This is a genomic window from Marinobacter sp. UBA2498, assembly GCF_002341575.1.
In the GTDB taxonomy this organism is placed as follows: Bacteria; Pseudomonadota; Gammaproteobacteria; order Pseudomonadales; family Oleiphilaceae; genus Marinobacter; species Marinobacter manganoxydans.
Window position 1 is genome coordinate 7860 of record NZ_DDOI01000129.1, and the last position, 14692, is coordinate 22551.

Sequence of the window (14692 nt, forward strand, 5' to 3'; positions counted from 1 at the left end):
CGCGTTTCCCGGTTTTTCGGGAATTTGCTGGCAGCCAGGAACAAACCGGACGCACCGTCCCTGAGAACGTAAGTATCATCGACTTTCTGACATTGGAGCTCGGGCATTGGCACCGGGTCCATTTTGGGCGGAGCGGGCTCGCCATTTTTCAGCAACTTGCGGGTATTCTTGCACTCGGCATTGGTGCATCCGAAATACTTGCCAAAACGCCCGGTTTTAAGCTGCATCTCGGAGCCACACTTATCGCACTCAAGAGTCGGCCCATCGTAGCCCTTGATGCGGAACGTGCCCTTTTCTACCTCGTAGCCAGAGCAATCCGGATTGTTACCGCAAACATGCAGCTTGCGGGTTTCGTCCACCAGGTAGCTGTCCATGGCGGTGCCACACTTGGGGCAGCGACGTTTCTTGCGCAGCAGACGGGTTTCGCCCTCACCCTCGACGTCATCGTCGGCGCTGACAACCTCATCACCGGACACGAGGTTAATGGTAGTCTTGCAACGCTCTTTCGGTGGCAAGGAATAGCCAGAGCAACCCAGGAAAACACCAGTGCTGGCAACCCGGATCTGCATGTTCCGGCCACAGCTCGGGCATGGAATGTCCGTTTCAGTCGGCGTGTTGGCCCTCATGCCGCCGTCTTCACCACTCTCGGCTTTTTCCAGCTGCTGCCGGAACCGACCGTAAAAGTCATTCAGGACTTTCTTCCACTCGACATCGCCCTCGGCAATCTCGTCGAGCTCATCTTCCATCCTCGCGGTGAAATCGAAGTCCATCAGGTTCGGAAAAGATTCCGACAGGCGCTCGGTAACGATCTCGCCCATCTTCTCGGCGTAGAACCGACGGTTCTGCAGCCTCACATAGCCGCGATCCTGAATCGTGGAAATAATCGATGCGTAGGTCGACGGACGGCCAATGCCCTGCTTTTCGAGCTCTTTGACCAGGCTCGCCTCGGTGTACCTGGGCGCCGGCTTGGTAAAGTGCTGCGTAGGATCCAGTTTCTTGAGATCCAGCACTTCATCCACCTTAATGTCAGGCAGAGCAATGTCTTCGTCTTTCTTGGCGGCCTGGGGTGCTGCCTTCAGGAAGCCATCGAATTTGATGATCCGACCCCGGGTACGGAGTTCATAATCGCCGTTGGCCACCACGATGGACGTACTCAGGAATTCGGCGTCGGACATCTGACAGGCAATAAACTGACGCCATATGAGGTCGTAGAGCTTCTCGGCATCCTTCTCAAGGCCACTGATATCCGCCGGACGACGGCTGACTTCGGTTGGGCGAATGGCCTCGTGCGCCTCCTGGGCGCCCTCTTTGCTGCCGTAGACACGGGGCTTTTCGGGCCGGTATTTGTCGCCGAACTGCTTTTCGATGTACGCACGGCAACTGTTGATCGCATCCTGACTCAGATTGGTCGAGTCCGTACGCATGTAGGTAATGAAACCGGCCTCATAAAGACGCTGGGCCAGCATCATCGTCTTCTTGACGCTGAACCCCATCCGGTTACTGGCAGCCTGCTGCAGCGTAGACGTAATAAACGGCGCGGACGGCCGCGAACGGGTCGGCTTGTCTTCCCGCTTGGCAACCTTGAACGTACCCGCCTTCAGCCGGCTGACGTGGTCACTGCTCTGCTGCTCATTGACCGGACGATAGGGCTTGTCCTCGTGGCGAGTCACCTCGAAACGAACCGGTTGATCGGCCTTGGCAGACGCCAGATCGGCGTGCAACTGCCAGAACTCCTCCGGAACGAACTTCCGAATTTCACGTTCACGCTCGACTATCAGCCGCACCGCAACGGATTGAACACGGCCGGCGGAGAGGCCGCGGGCAAGTTTGGCCCAAAGCAGGGGCGACACCATATAGCCAACAACCCGGTCGAGGAAGCGACGGGCCTGCTGTGCGTTAACCCGGTTATTGTCGAGAGTGCCTGGATCCTTGAACGCTTCCTGAATCGCACGCTTGGTGATTTCGTTGAACACCACGCGCCGGTACTTCTCTGGTTCGCCACCAATGGTCTGCTGAAGGTGCCAGGCGATAGCCTCCCCTTCACGGTCCAAATCCGTTGCCAGATAGATATGGTCAGCTGATTTGGCCAAACGCTTGAGTTCGCTGACCACCTTCTCTTTGCCGGGAAGGATCTCGTAACGGGCACTCCAATCCTGGTCCGGGTCGACACCCATCCGGGCAACTAGCTGCTCGCGGGACTTGCGCTTTTTATGAACCGCCTTCTCTTCAGGGCTCATCTTCCGGGTGATAGCAGCCTGCTTGGCACGCTCTTTGGGATCGGACTGGGATCCGCTGCCACTGACGGGAAGATCACGAATGTGCCCGACGCTCGATTTGACGATGAAGTCAGAGCCCAGGTACTTGTTGATGGTCTTCGCTTTCGCTGGTGACTCGACAATTACGAGACTTTTACCCATATCGGAGTTCTGTATCCTTGGCGATAAATCGGTCAATAAATCAGCAAACCGTAAACTCGCTGTAAAATCAGTCGGCTAGAAAACACAAATACGCCGCTATTTTGTATAGGCTCACTGTTTTACAGGGTCAAGAATAGCAAGACAACCCATTCTTTGGTTTCAATCCTGCTTTTTTTCACATTCGGGAACCCTGTTGGGCCCGCCTGCTGAAACAGAAAGGCCCGGCATTTGCCGGGCCTTCTGAAACCGCGAAATGCAATCCGGTTACTGGATTACAGACGCTCCCAGACCGTTGCAATGCCCTGGCCCAGACCGATACACATGGTGGAAACACCAAGCTTACCGCCTTTGGCCTGCATTACATTCAGCAGGGTTGTAGAGATACGTGCACCAGAGCAGCCCAGCGGATGGCCCAGGGCAATCGCGCCGCCGTTCAGGTTCACTTTTTCTTCCATAACGCCCAGAAGTTTCAGGTCCTTCAGGACAGGCAGGGACTGGCCGGCGAAAGCCTCGTTCAGTTCCCAGAAGTCGATATCCTCGACTTTCAGGCCTGCGCGCTTCAGGGCTTTCTTAGTGGCCGGCACCGGGCCGTAACCCATGATCGCGGGATCACAGCCGGCAACGGCCATGCTGCGGATCTTGGCAATCGGCTTGAGACCAAGTGCCTCTGCACGCTCTGCAGACATCAGCACCATCGCTGCCGCACCGTCGGTCAGCTGGGAAGACGTACCGGCTGTTACGGTACCGTTCTTCGGATCGAACGCCGGCTTGAGCTGGCTCAGGGACTCGGCCGTGGTCTCGGGACGAATGGTCTCGTCTTCCTCGATCAGCACCTTGAAGCCGTTCTCGTCGTGACCTTCAATGGGCACGATTTCGTTCTTGAAACGACCTTCTACGGTCGCTTCATGGGCCAGACGGTGGGACCGAGCGCCGAACTCGTCCTGCTGCTCACGGGTAATCCCGTGCATCTTGGCCAGCATTTCCGCGGTCAGGCCCATCATGTTGGACGCTTTTGCGGAGTACTTGGACGCAGCCGGGTTGTGGTCGAAGCCTTCGGTCATGGGTACGTGCCCCATGTGCTCAACACCACCCACGAAGAACACATCACCGTTGCCGGTCATGATGGCCTGGGCTGCAGTGTGAATCGCGCTCATGGCAGAGCCACACAGGCGGTTCACGGTCTGAGCGGCAGACTCGTGGGGAATGCGGGTCAGCAGGGAAATCTGACGCGCCACGTTGAAGCCCTGCTCCTTGGTCTGGTTTACACAGCCCCAGATAACATCTTCAACTTCTTTCGGGTCGAGCTTCGGGTTGCGCTCAAACAGTGCTTCGATCAGATTGGCGGACAGGGTCTCTGCACGCACGTTCCGGAAACAACCGTTTTTGGCACGACCCATCGGAGTCCGCACGCAATCGACGACGACAACGTCTCTCGGATTAAGGCTCATAGATCTTTCTCCGTTCGGAAATCTCGTTCAGGGTTAGCCAAAGAACTTTTTGCCAGTCTTGGCCATTTCACGCAGCTTCTCGGTCGGGTGATAAAGAGGACCAAGGTCTGCAAACTTGTCTGCCAGTTCGACGAACTTGTCTACACCCATATCGTCGATATAGCGCAGGGCACCACCACGGAACGGCGGGAAGCCGATACCGAAAATCAGGCCCATATCAGCATCTGCCGGATCTTCGACAATGCCGTCTTCCAGGCAGCGAACGGTTTCCAGGCAAAGAGGAATCATCATACGGGCGATGATGTCTTCTTCGCTGAACTCGTTCTTACCCTGAACAACAGGCTCGAGCAGCTTGTAGGTCTCTTCGTCGACAACCTTCTTCTGCTTGCCCTTGCGGTCCAGTTCATACTTGTAGAAGCCCTTGTCGTTCTTCTGTCCGTAACGGTTGTTATCGAACATTACGTCAATGGCGGTTGTATCTTCGTGCTTCATCCGATCCGGGAAGCCGTCTGCCATTACTTCGCCAGCGTGCTTGCCGGTATCCATGCCGACCACGTCCAGCAGGTACGCAGGACCCATGGGCCAGCCGAACTTTTCCATAACCTTGTCAACGTGCTGGAAGTCGGCACCGTCACGTACCAGGCCGATAAAGCCGCCGAAGTACGGGAACAGAACACGGTTGACCAGGAAGCCCGGGCAATCGTTTACAACGATCGGGGTCTTGCCCATGGCCTTGGCGTAGGCCACCGTGGTTGCAATGGCGCGATCACTGGTCTTCTCGCCACGGATTACCTCAACCAGCGGCATCATGTGCACCGGGTTGAAGAAGTGCATGCCGCAGAAGTTTTCCGGACGTTTCAGGTTCTTGGCCAGCAGGTCGATGGAAATCGTCGAGGTGTTGGAGGTCAGGATGGTGTCCTCGCGAACCGCATCTTCGGTTTCACGCAGAACCGCATCTTTCACCTTCGGGTTTTCAACAACCGCTTCAACCACCAGGTCTACATTCTTGAAGTCGCCATAGTTCAGGGTCGGCGTGATGCTGTTGAGCACGTCGGCCATCTGATCCGGCTTCATCTTTCCTTTTTCAACACGCTTGGACAGAAGCTTCTTGGCTTCTTTCAGACCCAGGGCGATGCCGTCCTGGTTGATGTCCTTCATGATGATCGGCGTGCCTTTCAGGGCAGACTGGAATGCAACACCACCACCCATGATACCGGCACCGAGAACGGCAGCCAGGTTCACGTCGTTAGCTTCTTTTTCCCAGGCCTTGGCCTTCTTCTTCAATTCCTGATCGTTCAGGAACAGGCCAACCAGGCAGGCCGCCACATTGGTCTTGGCCATCTTGGCGAAGCCTTTGGCTTCGACTTCGATTGCCTTGTCGCGGGTCATGCCGGCATGCTTCTGCATGACCTTGATGGCCTCGACAGGAGCCGGGTAGTTCTTGCCAGCCTTGCCGGCAACAAACGCCTTGGAAATCTCGAATGCCATCATGCTTTCCATGGCATTGAGCTTGATCTTGCCCTTCTTCTCTTCACGACGGGCTTCGTGGTCCAGCTTTCCTTCGTTGCACTGGTTAATAATGGCAACAGCAGCATCGACCAGCTTGTCGGACTCGAGCACGGCATCGACAGCGCCGACTTTCAGAGCGACATCAGCACGGTTCTCGGTACCACCGCTGATCCACTCGACGGCATTGTCCACGCCGACCAGACGGGACAGACGCACGGTACCGCCAAAGCCCGGGAAGATGCCAAGCTTCACTTCCGGAAGACCAACCTTGGCCTTCTTGTCCATCACGCGGTAGTCGGTTGCAAGACACATTTCGAAACCGCCACCCAGCGCCATACCGTTGATCGCGGTAACGGTGGGGAACGGCAGATCTTCAACAGCGTTGAAGACTTCGTTGGCCTTGAGGTTGTTGGCTACCAGATCCTCGTCCGAGCCTGCAAAAAGCTCGGTGAATTCGGTAATGTCGGCACCAACAATGAAGCTGTCCTTGGAGCTGGTGACTACCAGACCCTTCAGGTTCTTCTGCGCTTTCAGTGCGTCAGTCGCGGCGCGGAGCTCTTCAATAGTAAGACGGTTGAACTTGTTTACTGACTCGCCCTGCAAGTCGAAGTTCAACTGAGCGATCCCGCCTTCGATCTCTTTAACCGTGATGGCTTTACCTTCGTAAATCATCAACTGATCTCCAGTCTGTGTTTGGAACTGCTTCCAACCGGGCGGTACTTTTGATTTACCGGCGCGGCTGTTTGTGCAGCGAGATTTCGGTCACTGCCCGATCATCCGATCCAAAAATTCATACAGTCGTTTGAATCGTGAGGGCACACGATGAAAAAAAACGGCGCATTTGTCAATTTGTTTCTTTCGGGAGGGCTGCAAAAGTCCCCGAAATACCGGGGGCAACCGAAGAAAATTGGAGCGGAATTGTTATGTTTCAGTGAACTGGAAGCCACTGCTCAGAAAAAACCGGAACTTCGTCACGCAAATTTCAAAGTTATTTACATTTACGGGCTCCACCGCCGCCAAAACTGCTTGATTGGCTGACGGAGTTACTTTACCTTCGATCTACGACTTTGGTCCACAAGAATAAAACCGCATTACGGAGACCCATCCGATGAAAGACGCAAACCTGCGGATACGTTCCCTTGTAGCCGCACTGATTCTCCTTGCACTCACGTCCATGGGTGCCCGCGCTCAGGACAGTGCCGACGGATTTCTCTCCGATCTTCACAATTTCCGGGTCAGCAACTACATGGCTCTGGACGCCTACTACCGTTTCAGCGGAACCGGTGATACCGGCACCCTGAACGAGATTGTGCAGGGCATCAACTCGGCCAATGATTCCATGAACTCCATCGCGGGCAGCGATTCAGGCGTACTGTCAGCCGAGGAAGTTGAGGGGCTGAACCAGGAATTCGACAAGTTCAAGAACCTGATGCGGGACAACATCAACGATGTGCGCAACCAGGGCTACCCCGATTTGCGGCTGGTCTCAGACATGGCCAACCAGGCACTCACGATGAACGAGAAAGCCACCGAGCTATACAAGGTGGCCCAGGAAAGCTCACAGACCGAGACCAACCCAAGGGTCGAAGCGGCCCGTTCGGCGGCCGTAAAAATGGCTCAGATGATGGCGAAATACTCGGTCAGAACAAACTCCTCTGTCGCCCAGACCTTCCAGGGCTCCTCAACCGAAACCCCGCTGGATGAACAGGCCCGGGAGCTGGACCAGTTGCTGGCATCCGTTATACAGGGCCAGGGAACACCTGAGCTCAAGGACGCGCTTAACGACATTTCCGCCAAATGGCAGTTTATCCGTGGCTCCTACATTAACTACAACGAAAACAACGTGGGCTTTGTAATCGATCGCTATTCCAAGGGTATCCTCAAAGGACTTGCGACAACCATTGAGCTGCTCAAGGGCAACGCCTGACCGCCCTGCTCTTTCTGGCAGGCCTAATTGCCTGCCAGAAAAGCACTTTTCCGCCTCTGTTTTTGATACCCGTCAGTTTCCCGCTACACTTTCCCGACCCGATTTAAGGTACTATCCTCAGAATAATATCCCGTGTGCGAAGGAGCGATACGATGTCTGCCTATAAAAAGATGCTTGTTGCGATTGACCTGACAGAAGAAGCCCCACAGGTACTGGACAAGGCAAAGGCCATAAGCGAAGCCCATGGTGCGGAGCTGATGCTGGTTCATGTGGTTGAGCCTGTCGGCTATGCCTATGGTGGCGATATTCCGATGGATCTGACTGAGCTACAGGACCAACTCGACAAAGCAGCTCGCGAGCAATTGGGAACCTACGGCGACAAATACGGTGTGGCCAAAAACAACCAGGTGGTGACGGTCGGGCGCCCCGAGTCCGAAATCCACAGGCTTGCGAAGGAACAGGAAGTAGACCTCGTGATCGTGGGAAGTCATGGCCGGAAGGGTTTTCAGCTTTTGCTGGGCTCCACCGCAAACGGGGTTCTGCATGGAACCGAATGCGATGTTCTGGCCGTTCGCATTCACTAAGGCTTGACCAACAAAAAGGCCCGGGGCGTGGACCCGGGCCTGCTGAGAACGAAAGCCGCGATCAGCCCCTTTCCCCCTCCATTTTCGCCTCAAGTTTGCGAAGCTGACTTTCCAGCGAGAAACTGACACTCGAGGCCATCGAGAAGAAATTCAGTAGTGCCTTCAGATTGCTGTCACCCTTGCAGACTGAGTGTATTCTCTGCCACAGGGCCTGATTCACCAGCTGCAGCCTCTGATTCCTCTCCACCAGCCCCTTCAATTCCCAGTCTGGGGTCTGATGATTCCGTTTCGCGAAGTATTGCTGCAACAGGTAATGGGAAACGCTGCGCATAATGAATTCATCGGTGTTTGCAAACGGCAGGTGATGAACCGCCATGGGCTTGAGCTCTGACAGAACCGGGCACCCGCTGGTCGCCATTTTCAACCCGAGCAACGATCGAAGTGCCTCCTCAAGCGCCGTCTGCTTCTCATAGCTTCGACGATCATCGGTTACCTTCACTTCCACCTTCTGGTAGGCATCCTCATCCCGAAAGGCCTCCACAACCGGCAATATCTCGGTTGCCGCGGGACAGTGGGAGGATTCGGAAGCCTTCAAAGGACAGTTGCTACACTGGCAATGTTCCAGCTGTGTCCAGGACGGAAGTTTTCCGGAAGGCCGGGACGGCTTGTCCGTTACTTTAAACTCAACCCTACGGCCGTCCTGAAATCTGAAATCGTAATGTACATTCATTGATTTGCCCGTTCTTCCAGCTCCATCCACCGCTCAATGACCTGCTCCAGACGGCTTTCCTTTTCCGTCAATGCTTCCAGAGTGGCCGAGACTTCATCCGGTGGGCCTGAATAAAAATCAGCCTGGGAAATTTTTTCCTGCAGGCCGGCGACTTCCTGCTCAAGCTCCTCGATCTGCCCTGGTAACTGCTCCAGCTCGAGCTTGAGCTTGTAACTCAGTTTCACGGGCTTGCCCTTTTCAGGTTCTGCCCGCGGTTTTGCGTTCTCTGCCGGTTTCTTTGCTACGACCTTTTCGGTGATCCCGGATGTCTTGCCGTTTTTATCCTGCTTGTCCGGCCGGTTACCCGTGGCTTCTGAGGGGAAGCAACCGCCCTGCCGACGCCAATCCGTGTAACCGCCAACGTACTCACGCACTTTGCCCGAACCGTCCAGGAAAACCGTTTCGGTGATCACATTATCGAGAAACTCACGGTCGTGACTGATCACGATCACTGTGCCGGCAAATTCCGCCAGCTGTTCTTCCAGCAATTCCAGTGTTTCAACGTCCAGATCATTCGTCGGTTCGTCGAGCACCAGGATATTCGCGGGCTTGCTGAAGAGCTTGGCCAGAAGCAACCGGGCCCGTTCGCCACCAGAAAAAACACTGACCGGAGATCTGGCTCGCTCCGGGGTAAACAGGAACTCCTGCAAATAGCCGAGAACGTGCTTGCTCTGGCCATTGATGTCGATGAACTCCCTACCCTCGGAGAGGTTGTCCAATGCGTTCCGCGTCAGATCGAGCTCTCCGCGCAACTGATCGAAATAGGCAACCTGCAGATTGGTACCAAGACGAATGGATCCCTCGGTTGGTTCCAAATTCCCCAACAGGAGTCGAACAAGCGTGGTCTTGCCTGTGCCGTTCTCCCCAACAAGCCCGATCTTGTCCCCTCTCAGAATGGTGAGATTCATGTCTCTGATGACCGGAGTGCCGTCGGGATAAGCAAAGCCCGCATCCCGAGTTTCAACCACAAGCTTTCCTGAGCGCGCCGCGTCCTCCACCGCGAAAGTTGCGGTTCCGCCCCGCACACGACGCTGCCTGTGCTCCTCACGCATGGCCTTCAGGGCACGAACACGCCCCATATTACGAGTCCTGCGAGCCTTGATGCCCTGCCGAATCCAGGCCTCTTCCTGCTTGAGGCGCTTGTCAAACAGCGCGTTCTGCCGTTCTTCTTCCTCCAGCGCTTTTTCCTTGAGGTCCAGGTAGCGGTCGTAGGTGGCAGCGAAGCTCACCAGCTTCCCGCGGTCCAGCTCTACAATCCTGGTCGCCATCCGCCGGATAAACGCCCGATCATGGCTGACAAACAACATGGCGCCGCGAAACTGGCCCAGGGCCTCTTCCAGCCAGGCGATCGCGGGGACGTCCAGGTGGTTTGTAGGCTCATCCAGCAACAGAATATCCGGGTCGGCAACCAAAGCTTTTGCCAGGAGAACACGGCGCTGCCAGCCTCCCGAGAGGGTATCGAGGGTTTGATCGGGATCAACGCCATACTGACCAAGAATGGTGGTTACCTTCTGATCCAGTCGCCAGCCGTCCAGGGCTTCAAGACGCTCCTGGGCTTTCATCAACCGGTCCAGGCTCGCCTCGTCGCCCTGCTGGGACAACTGGTGGAACTCTGCCAGCAACTTGCCGGTTTCAGGAAAGGCCCCGGCAACCACTTCATAGGCCGTGCGGGTGTCCTCGGAGGGCAGGTTCTGCGGCAGCACCGCCAGAACAGCGCCATCATCGAGACGAACCACGCCACCATCGGGTGTCACTTCGCCACTGACAATCTTCAGCAGGGTCGATTTTCCCTCGCCGTTTCGTCCCAGCAAACACACACGCTCTCCGGCATCGATAACCAATGAGGCCTGATCAAGCAGCGGATGCATTCCATAAGCCAGGGAGACTGAGTCCAGCGTTAACAGTGGCACGTTTGGTTTTACTCCGATTGATTAACAGTAACGGGTTCACCAACCCGGATAAGTCCTGGTGATTCATGAATCGCGTTCTGGCCGAAGATCACGCCCTCACCGGTCCTGCGATAGCGGGACAGGGTTCTGAGCGGCTGCACGGCAGCATCCTTCAGGCCGGTCGAGGGGTCGACGGTCGTCATTACGCAGCGTGAACAGGGCTTTACGATGCTCAGACGGTTATTGCCAATGCTCAAGCTCTGCCAATGGTCCTCATCCCAGGCGTCCGCGCCCTCAACGACGATGTTGGGACGGAACCTCCGCATCTCCACGGGCACCTCCAGCCGGGTGTTGAGCTCTGCCAACGAGGCAGTGTTGGTAACCAGGAAAGGAAAACCATCAGCAAAGCCCACACGCCGGTACTCATCGACCCTGCCCGCATCAACGCGGCGGAAGGAGCTGTCCGGCATGAATACCAGGCTAACAGGCTTGCGGCAAAACCGACTCAGAGCATCACTGGCTTCTCGCAAGCCTGCCAGAGCCTTCACCCAGTCCCGCCACACCAGTACGCGAAGCTCGTCGTTGGAGGCTGTCAGACCAAACTCACCTTCACCCGGAATGTTGATAACAACCCTATCGCCATCCAATTGCGTTTCCACGCGGGCGAGTTCGGGATGCTCTCTCTGGGTGACAAAACGCCGCTCATCATCAACGATCATCCATCGCCTGTCTCCGACTGGGCCGAAATCGTCGGTATGAAAACTGGTCACCTCAATACCGGAAAGGGATTTGACAGGGTATACGAACAGCGAATGGACCTTCATGGAGGCAACCTCCCACAGGGAATCGGGACTCGAAACAGGCTGATGAGTATACCTGACCGCAACCCCCGGCGCCGAGGTTGCAGGTGCCCGAAAACGAAAAAACCCGGCCCTTTTCAGGACCGGGTTTTCGAAATCTGGAGCGGGAAACGAGATTCGAACTCGCGACCCCAACCTTGGCAAGGTTGTGCTCTACCAACTGAGCTATTCCCGCAATGCTGTTCGGCTGTTGCCGACAACGGAGGCGTATTCTACGGATCCCGACGGAACCGTCAACCACTTTTTTTAAGGTTTTTTCCTGCCAGTGTCCGGTTATCACATTTCAGGAATCCGGAACTGTGCAGCCACTCCTGATCCGGATAGTACTTGAACACCAATTGCCCCCCCTTAAGGTTGTCGACAACACGCTTGATGATCTGGTTATCAACGGCCGGGCACCCGTGACTACGCCCGATGCGGCCGTATTTACTGACCCAATCATCATTCACGTAATCCGCCCCATGTATAACGATGGCGCGCTGCCGGGCAAGATCGTTGATCCCGGGCTCGAGACCATCCAGCCTGAGCGAATAGCCGTGCTTGCCGTAATAGGATTCCCGGGCCTGGAAAAGCCCGATACTGGACTGGTAACTACCTTCCACGTTGGAGAAAGCGGTCGATTTGAAATTCCCGGAATTTTTGCCGTGAGCAACCAGGTCCCGAAGCAACAGCTCGCCCTTCTCCAGATCGAAAATCCATAGCCTTTCCTGACTGGACGGCAACGAGAAATCAATCACCGCAAGCCGCTCGGGCATCTGAACACCACTGGAGACAGCGCAGCGAGAGGCGCTGATTGCGGTCCTGAGGACCTTTGTATCGAGCTTTGGAGCGGCGGCACTCAGGCGACCGAAAAGGTCGTCGTCCAGAGAGGCGCCAACCGATGAGAGTGGTAGCCACGCCCAAAAAGCCAGTAGCAGGCCTGCGGGTAAAAGCCGCCGCGTCTTTTTCATTCCAGATCCCCGGTAAAATGATTGCAAGCCAAAGAAGGATCGCTATCCCGTGCAATCTCAGTGTTGCGCAGTTTATCAGGGAAAAGTGCCAACCCCGTCCGAATGTACGTTTTCTATACAAAACTTTAAGGAAAGCGCGATTGCGCTACTGGCCGAAACGGCGACCACCGGCCAGGTACTCCCGCTCTTCCGCCGTTGAGGTTCTGCCGAGTGCCTTGTTGCGGTGAGGGAATCGTCCGTACTTTTGATTGATCGCCCGGTGATCCTTTGCGGACTGCAGAAAGCTACCCATGAAATCGGAAAGGATTCCTTCCGTTGATCGCGCCAGTTGCTCGTAGCATTCCACGGACATGTCCTGGTCGTCCTTGAGTTCCGAATGCTGGAGCGGCATGTAGAGAAACGCTCGGTGCACGGGCGGTAGCATCGTATCCTGCCCTTTCTGCATCGCTTGCCGGCATAGCTTGCGCGCCTGGCGATCCTGATCAAACGCCATGGCACCGCCGCGGAAGATATTCCGCGAAAACTGGTCAAGCAGAATGATCTCGGCAAGTATACCGCCGGCCTCACTCCGCCAATGGTCCAATCCCTGCTCGGAAGCAAACAACACCATTGAAAGGAAGCGACGGCGTATCTCCTGGTCAAACCTGCGGTCCGATCGAAACCACTTGTTCCGGTGGTCGCTGTCTGGCAGCCCATGTTCGTCAAGTTCGCCAAACCAGAAATCCAGAATCTCTTTCCAATCGAACATTCACCGTCACCCTGTTACTTTATATGGTACCGGCCCTCTCTCATGAGGCCGGCTTTCCCGACTTACGACAGGCCCTAACAAATTGACTACTTCAGGAGCGGCAATGAGCAGCCCCCGCATTATTCTGTTGGCACATGGAAGCAGTGACAAGCGCTGGTGTGAAACCTTCGAAAAGCTTGCAGCGCCGACTCTCGCGTCTGTCGACAACGCCAGGGTCGCCTATATGGAACTGGCGGAACCATCCATTGATACGATCATCATGGACGGTGTGGCTGAGGGCATCACCGAGTTTACGATCGTTCCTTTGTTCCTGGCGGCCGGCCGCCACTTGCGCAAGGATGTTCCGGCAATGATCGAAGAACTCGAAAAAGCCCACGGCGTATCCATTCAGCTCGCACCTCCGATTGGGGAAAACCCTCTCCTGGGACAGGCAATTCGCGATGTTGTTATGCTTCAACTGGACGAGACACCCGCCTGAACCGGGCGTTCTGAGACAGCGCCAGAGGCCGGTGCGCGACAGGAGTATCGATTATGTCGAAAAGGATTCTGATTACCGGAGGAACCGGGTTTATTGGCCACGTGCTCTGCCGTGAATTATTGGCACGGGATTACGAACTGACGGTTTTCAGCCGGCAACCGGCCGAAACGGTCAAATCAAGCTGCGGACGGGTCGAGGCAATCCGTGATCTGCAGCAGCTTCGTTCCCACCCCGGATACGATGCCGTTATCAACCTTGCCGGAGAAGGTATCGCGGATAAACGCTGGTCGGAGTCCCGAAAGCAGGAACTCCGTGACAGCCGCATTGGCGTCACCGAAACCCTGGTCGAGGTCATCCGAAGTTGGGATCAAGCGCCGAATGTCGTCGTTTCGGGATCGGCTGTTGGCTTTTACGGGGACCAGGGATCAGCCACCGTCACCGAAAGCACCAGCCCGAATGACGAATTTACGCATCGGCTGTGCCGCGACTGGGAAAACGCCGCCAAACCACTTGGCGATGACGGCGTTCGCCTGTGCTTCTCCCGGACAGGCGTCGTGGCAGGCCCGGATGGTGGCTTCCTGGAGCGGATGCTCCTGCCCTTCAAACTGGCACTGGGCGGACGCCTGGGTAGCGGTACCCAGTACATGCCTTGGGTCCACAGGGACGATGTAGTCAGCGCACTTATCTGGATGATGGAAAACCCGGACGCATCAGGCCCATACAATGTCGTAAGCCCGAACCCGGTAACGAACGCAGAATTCACCCGCAGCCTGGGGAGGGTTTTACACCGCCCCACCCTCTTTCCGGCACCTGCTCCGGTGCTCAAGGTGGCTCTGGGTGAAATGGCGAGGCTTCTTCTGACGGGCCAGCGGGCTATTCCGGAGAAGCTGGTCAGCCAGCAATTCCAGTTCCGGTATCCGGACCTGGATCAGGCATTGACCCAATCCGTTGCTCCAGGGGCAGCCGGACAAAAAGGATGACCCAAGGGGGCCTTATCAAGCTCCCCTGATTTTTTTCAAAAAAGACGTTGACAGGGTTTCGAAGCTTTCTTAATATACGCGCCACCTCGACGAGGCAAGGTGTTGAAAGCGTTGCGTCCCCTTCGTCTAGTGG

Annotated in this window: 12 protein-coding genes and 1 tRNA gene; 4 read left to right on the top strand and 9 right to left on the bottom strand. The window is 55.9% G+C overall.

The window, feature by feature from the left end; all coding sequences use genetic code 11:
- From topA to fadB, 3 genes are all read right to left on the bottom strand, one after another.
- The coding region (topA, locus tag B2W52_RS17935; protein WP_286803835.1) for a type I DNA topoisomerase at window positions 1-2417 on the bottom strand (2417 nt) is incomplete at its 3' end.
- A 272-nt stretch (window positions 2418-2689) separates the two neighbouring features.
- Window positions 2690-3865 (bottom strand): acetyl-CoA C-acyltransferase FadA, encoded by a 1176-nt coding sequence (fadA, locus tag B2W52_RS17940; protein WP_062784509.1) that lies wholly within the window; start codon window positions 3863-3865, stop codon window positions 2690-2692.
- Between the two features lie 33 nt (window positions 3866-3898).
- Window positions 3899-6046 carry a fatty acid oxidation complex subunit alpha FadB gene (gene fadB, locus B2W52_RS17945; RefSeq protein WP_273069307.1) on the bottom strand — a complete coding sequence of 716 codons (2148 nt, stop codon included), beginning with the start codon at window positions 6044-6046 and terminating at the stop codon, window positions 3899-3901.
- A 436-nt stretch (window positions 6047-6482) separates the two neighbouring features.
- Between fadB and B2W52_RS17950 the strand changes: the two genes are divergently transcribed.
- Window positions 6483-7301, top strand: coding sequence for a hypothetical protein (locus B2W52_RS17950; protein ID WP_008174364.1), 819 nt, complete (start codon window positions 6483-6485; stop codon window positions 7299-7301).
- Window positions 7302-7453: 152 nt separating this feature from the next.
- A complete protein-coding gene (locus B2W52_RS17955) occupies window positions 7454-7885 on the top strand; it encodes a universal stress protein (RefSeq protein ID WP_008174363.1) in 432 nt (143 codons plus the stop codon).
- 61 nt (window positions 7886-7946) lie between these two features.
- Here B2W52_RS17955 and B2W52_RS17960 read toward each other — a convergent pair whose 3' ends face one another.
- The 6 genes from B2W52_RS17960 to B2W52_RS17985 all read right to left on the bottom strand — a co-directional run bounded on the left by B2W52_RS17960 (window position 7947) and on the right by B2W52_RS17985 (window position 13101).
- Window positions 7947-8615, bottom strand: a complete 669-nt coding sequence (locus B2W52_RS17960; protein WP_041645189.1) for a DUF6901 family protein — start codon at window positions 8613-8615, stop codon at window positions 7947-7949.
- Window positions 8612-10564 (bottom strand): ATP-binding cassette domain-containing protein, encoded by a 1953-nt coding sequence (locus B2W52_RS17965; protein ID WP_286803836.1) that lies wholly within the window; start codon window positions 10562-10564, stop codon window positions 8612-8614. The genes B2W52_RS17960 and B2W52_RS17965 overlap by 4 nt, the downstream gene beginning before the upstream one ends.
- 8 nt (window positions 10565-10572) lie before the next feature.
- The gene (locus B2W52_RS17970) at window positions 10573-11367 is read right to left on the bottom strand and encodes an MOSC domain-containing protein (RefSeq protein WP_008174356.1); all 795 of its coding nucleotides are present in this window, start codon (window positions 11365-11367) and stop codon (window positions 10573-10575) included.
- Window positions 11368-11502: 135 nt separating this feature from the next.
- Window positions 11503-11578: transfer RNA gene (locus tag B2W52_RS17975), tRNA-Gly, on the bottom strand.
- Window positions 11579-11636: 58 nt separating this feature from the next.
- Window positions 11637-12353 carry a murein L,D-transpeptidase catalytic domain family protein gene (locus tag B2W52_RS17980; RefSeq protein WP_008174355.1) on the bottom strand — a complete coding sequence of 239 codons (717 nt, stop codon included), beginning with the start codon at window positions 12351-12353 and terminating at the stop codon, window positions 11637-11639.
- A 145-nt stretch (window positions 12354-12498) separates the two neighbouring features.
- Window positions 12499-13101 carry a DUF924 family protein gene (locus tag B2W52_RS17985; protein ID WP_008174353.1) on the bottom strand — a complete coding sequence of 201 codons (603 nt, stop codon included), beginning with the start codon at window positions 13099-13101 and terminating at the stop codon, window positions 12499-12501.
- A gap of 103 nt (window positions 13102-13204) precedes the next feature.
- Between B2W52_RS17985 and B2W52_RS17990 the strand changes: the two genes are divergently transcribed.
- Both B2W52_RS17990 and B2W52_RS17995 read left to right on the top strand, forming a co-directional pair.
- Window positions 13205-13579: a sirohydrochlorin chelatase gene (locus tag B2W52_RS17990; RefSeq protein WP_008174352.1), complete on the top strand. Its 375-nt coding sequence runs from the start codon at window positions 13205-13207 to the stop codon at window positions 13577-13579.
- A 53-nt stretch (window positions 13580-13632) separates the two neighbouring features.
- Complete coding sequence (locus B2W52_RS17995; protein ID WP_008174349.1) at window positions 13633-14559, top strand: TIGR01777 family oxidoreductase; 927 nt, start codon at window positions 13633-13635, stop codon at window positions 14557-14559.
- Window positions 14560-14692: the final 133 nt, after the last annotated feature.

What these genes read in the sequence shown, in the direction of transcription:
- B2W52_RS17950 (WP_008174364.1), top strand. Translation starts at nt 6,483, where the DNA reads ATGAAAGACGCAAACCTGCGGATACGTTCCCTTGTAGCCGCACTGATT.
- B2W52_RS17980 (WP_008174355.1), bottom strand. Translation starts at nt 12,353, where the DNA reads ATGAAAAAGACGCGGCGGCTTTTACCCGCAGGCCTGCTACTGGCTTTT.
- B2W52_RS17990 (WP_008174352.1), top strand. Translation starts at nt 13,205, where the DNA reads ATGAGCAGCCCCCGCATTATTCTGTTGGCACATGGAAGCAGTGACAAG.
- B2W52_RS17985 (WP_008174353.1), bottom strand. Translation starts at nt 13,101, where the DNA reads ATGTTCGATTGGAAAGAGATTCTGGATTTCTGGTTTGGCGAACTTGAC.
- fadB (WP_273069307.1), bottom strand. Translation starts at nt 6,046, where the DNA reads ATGATTTACGAAGGTAAAGCCATCACGGTTAAAGAGATCGAAGGCGGG.
- B2W52_RS17955 (WP_008174363.1), top strand. Translation starts at nt 7,454, where the DNA reads ATGTCTGCCTATAAAAAGATGCTTGTTGCGATTGACCTGACAGAAGAA.
- B2W52_RS17970 (WP_008174356.1), bottom strand. Translation starts at nt 11,367, where the DNA reads ATGAAGGTCCATTCGCTGTTCGTATACCCTGTCAAATCCCTTTCCGGT.
- B2W52_RS17995 (WP_008174349.1), top strand. Translation starts at nt 13,633, where the DNA reads ATGTCGAAAAGGATTCTGATTACCGGAGGAACCGGGTTTATTGGCCAC.
- fadA (WP_062784509.1), bottom strand. Translation starts at nt 3,865, where the DNA reads ATGAGCCTTAATCCGAGAGACGTTGTCGTCGTCGATTGCGTGCGGACT.
- B2W52_RS17960 (WP_041645189.1), bottom strand. Translation starts at nt 8,615, where the DNA reads ATGAATGTACATTACGATTTCAGATTTCAGGACGGCCGTAGGGTTGAG.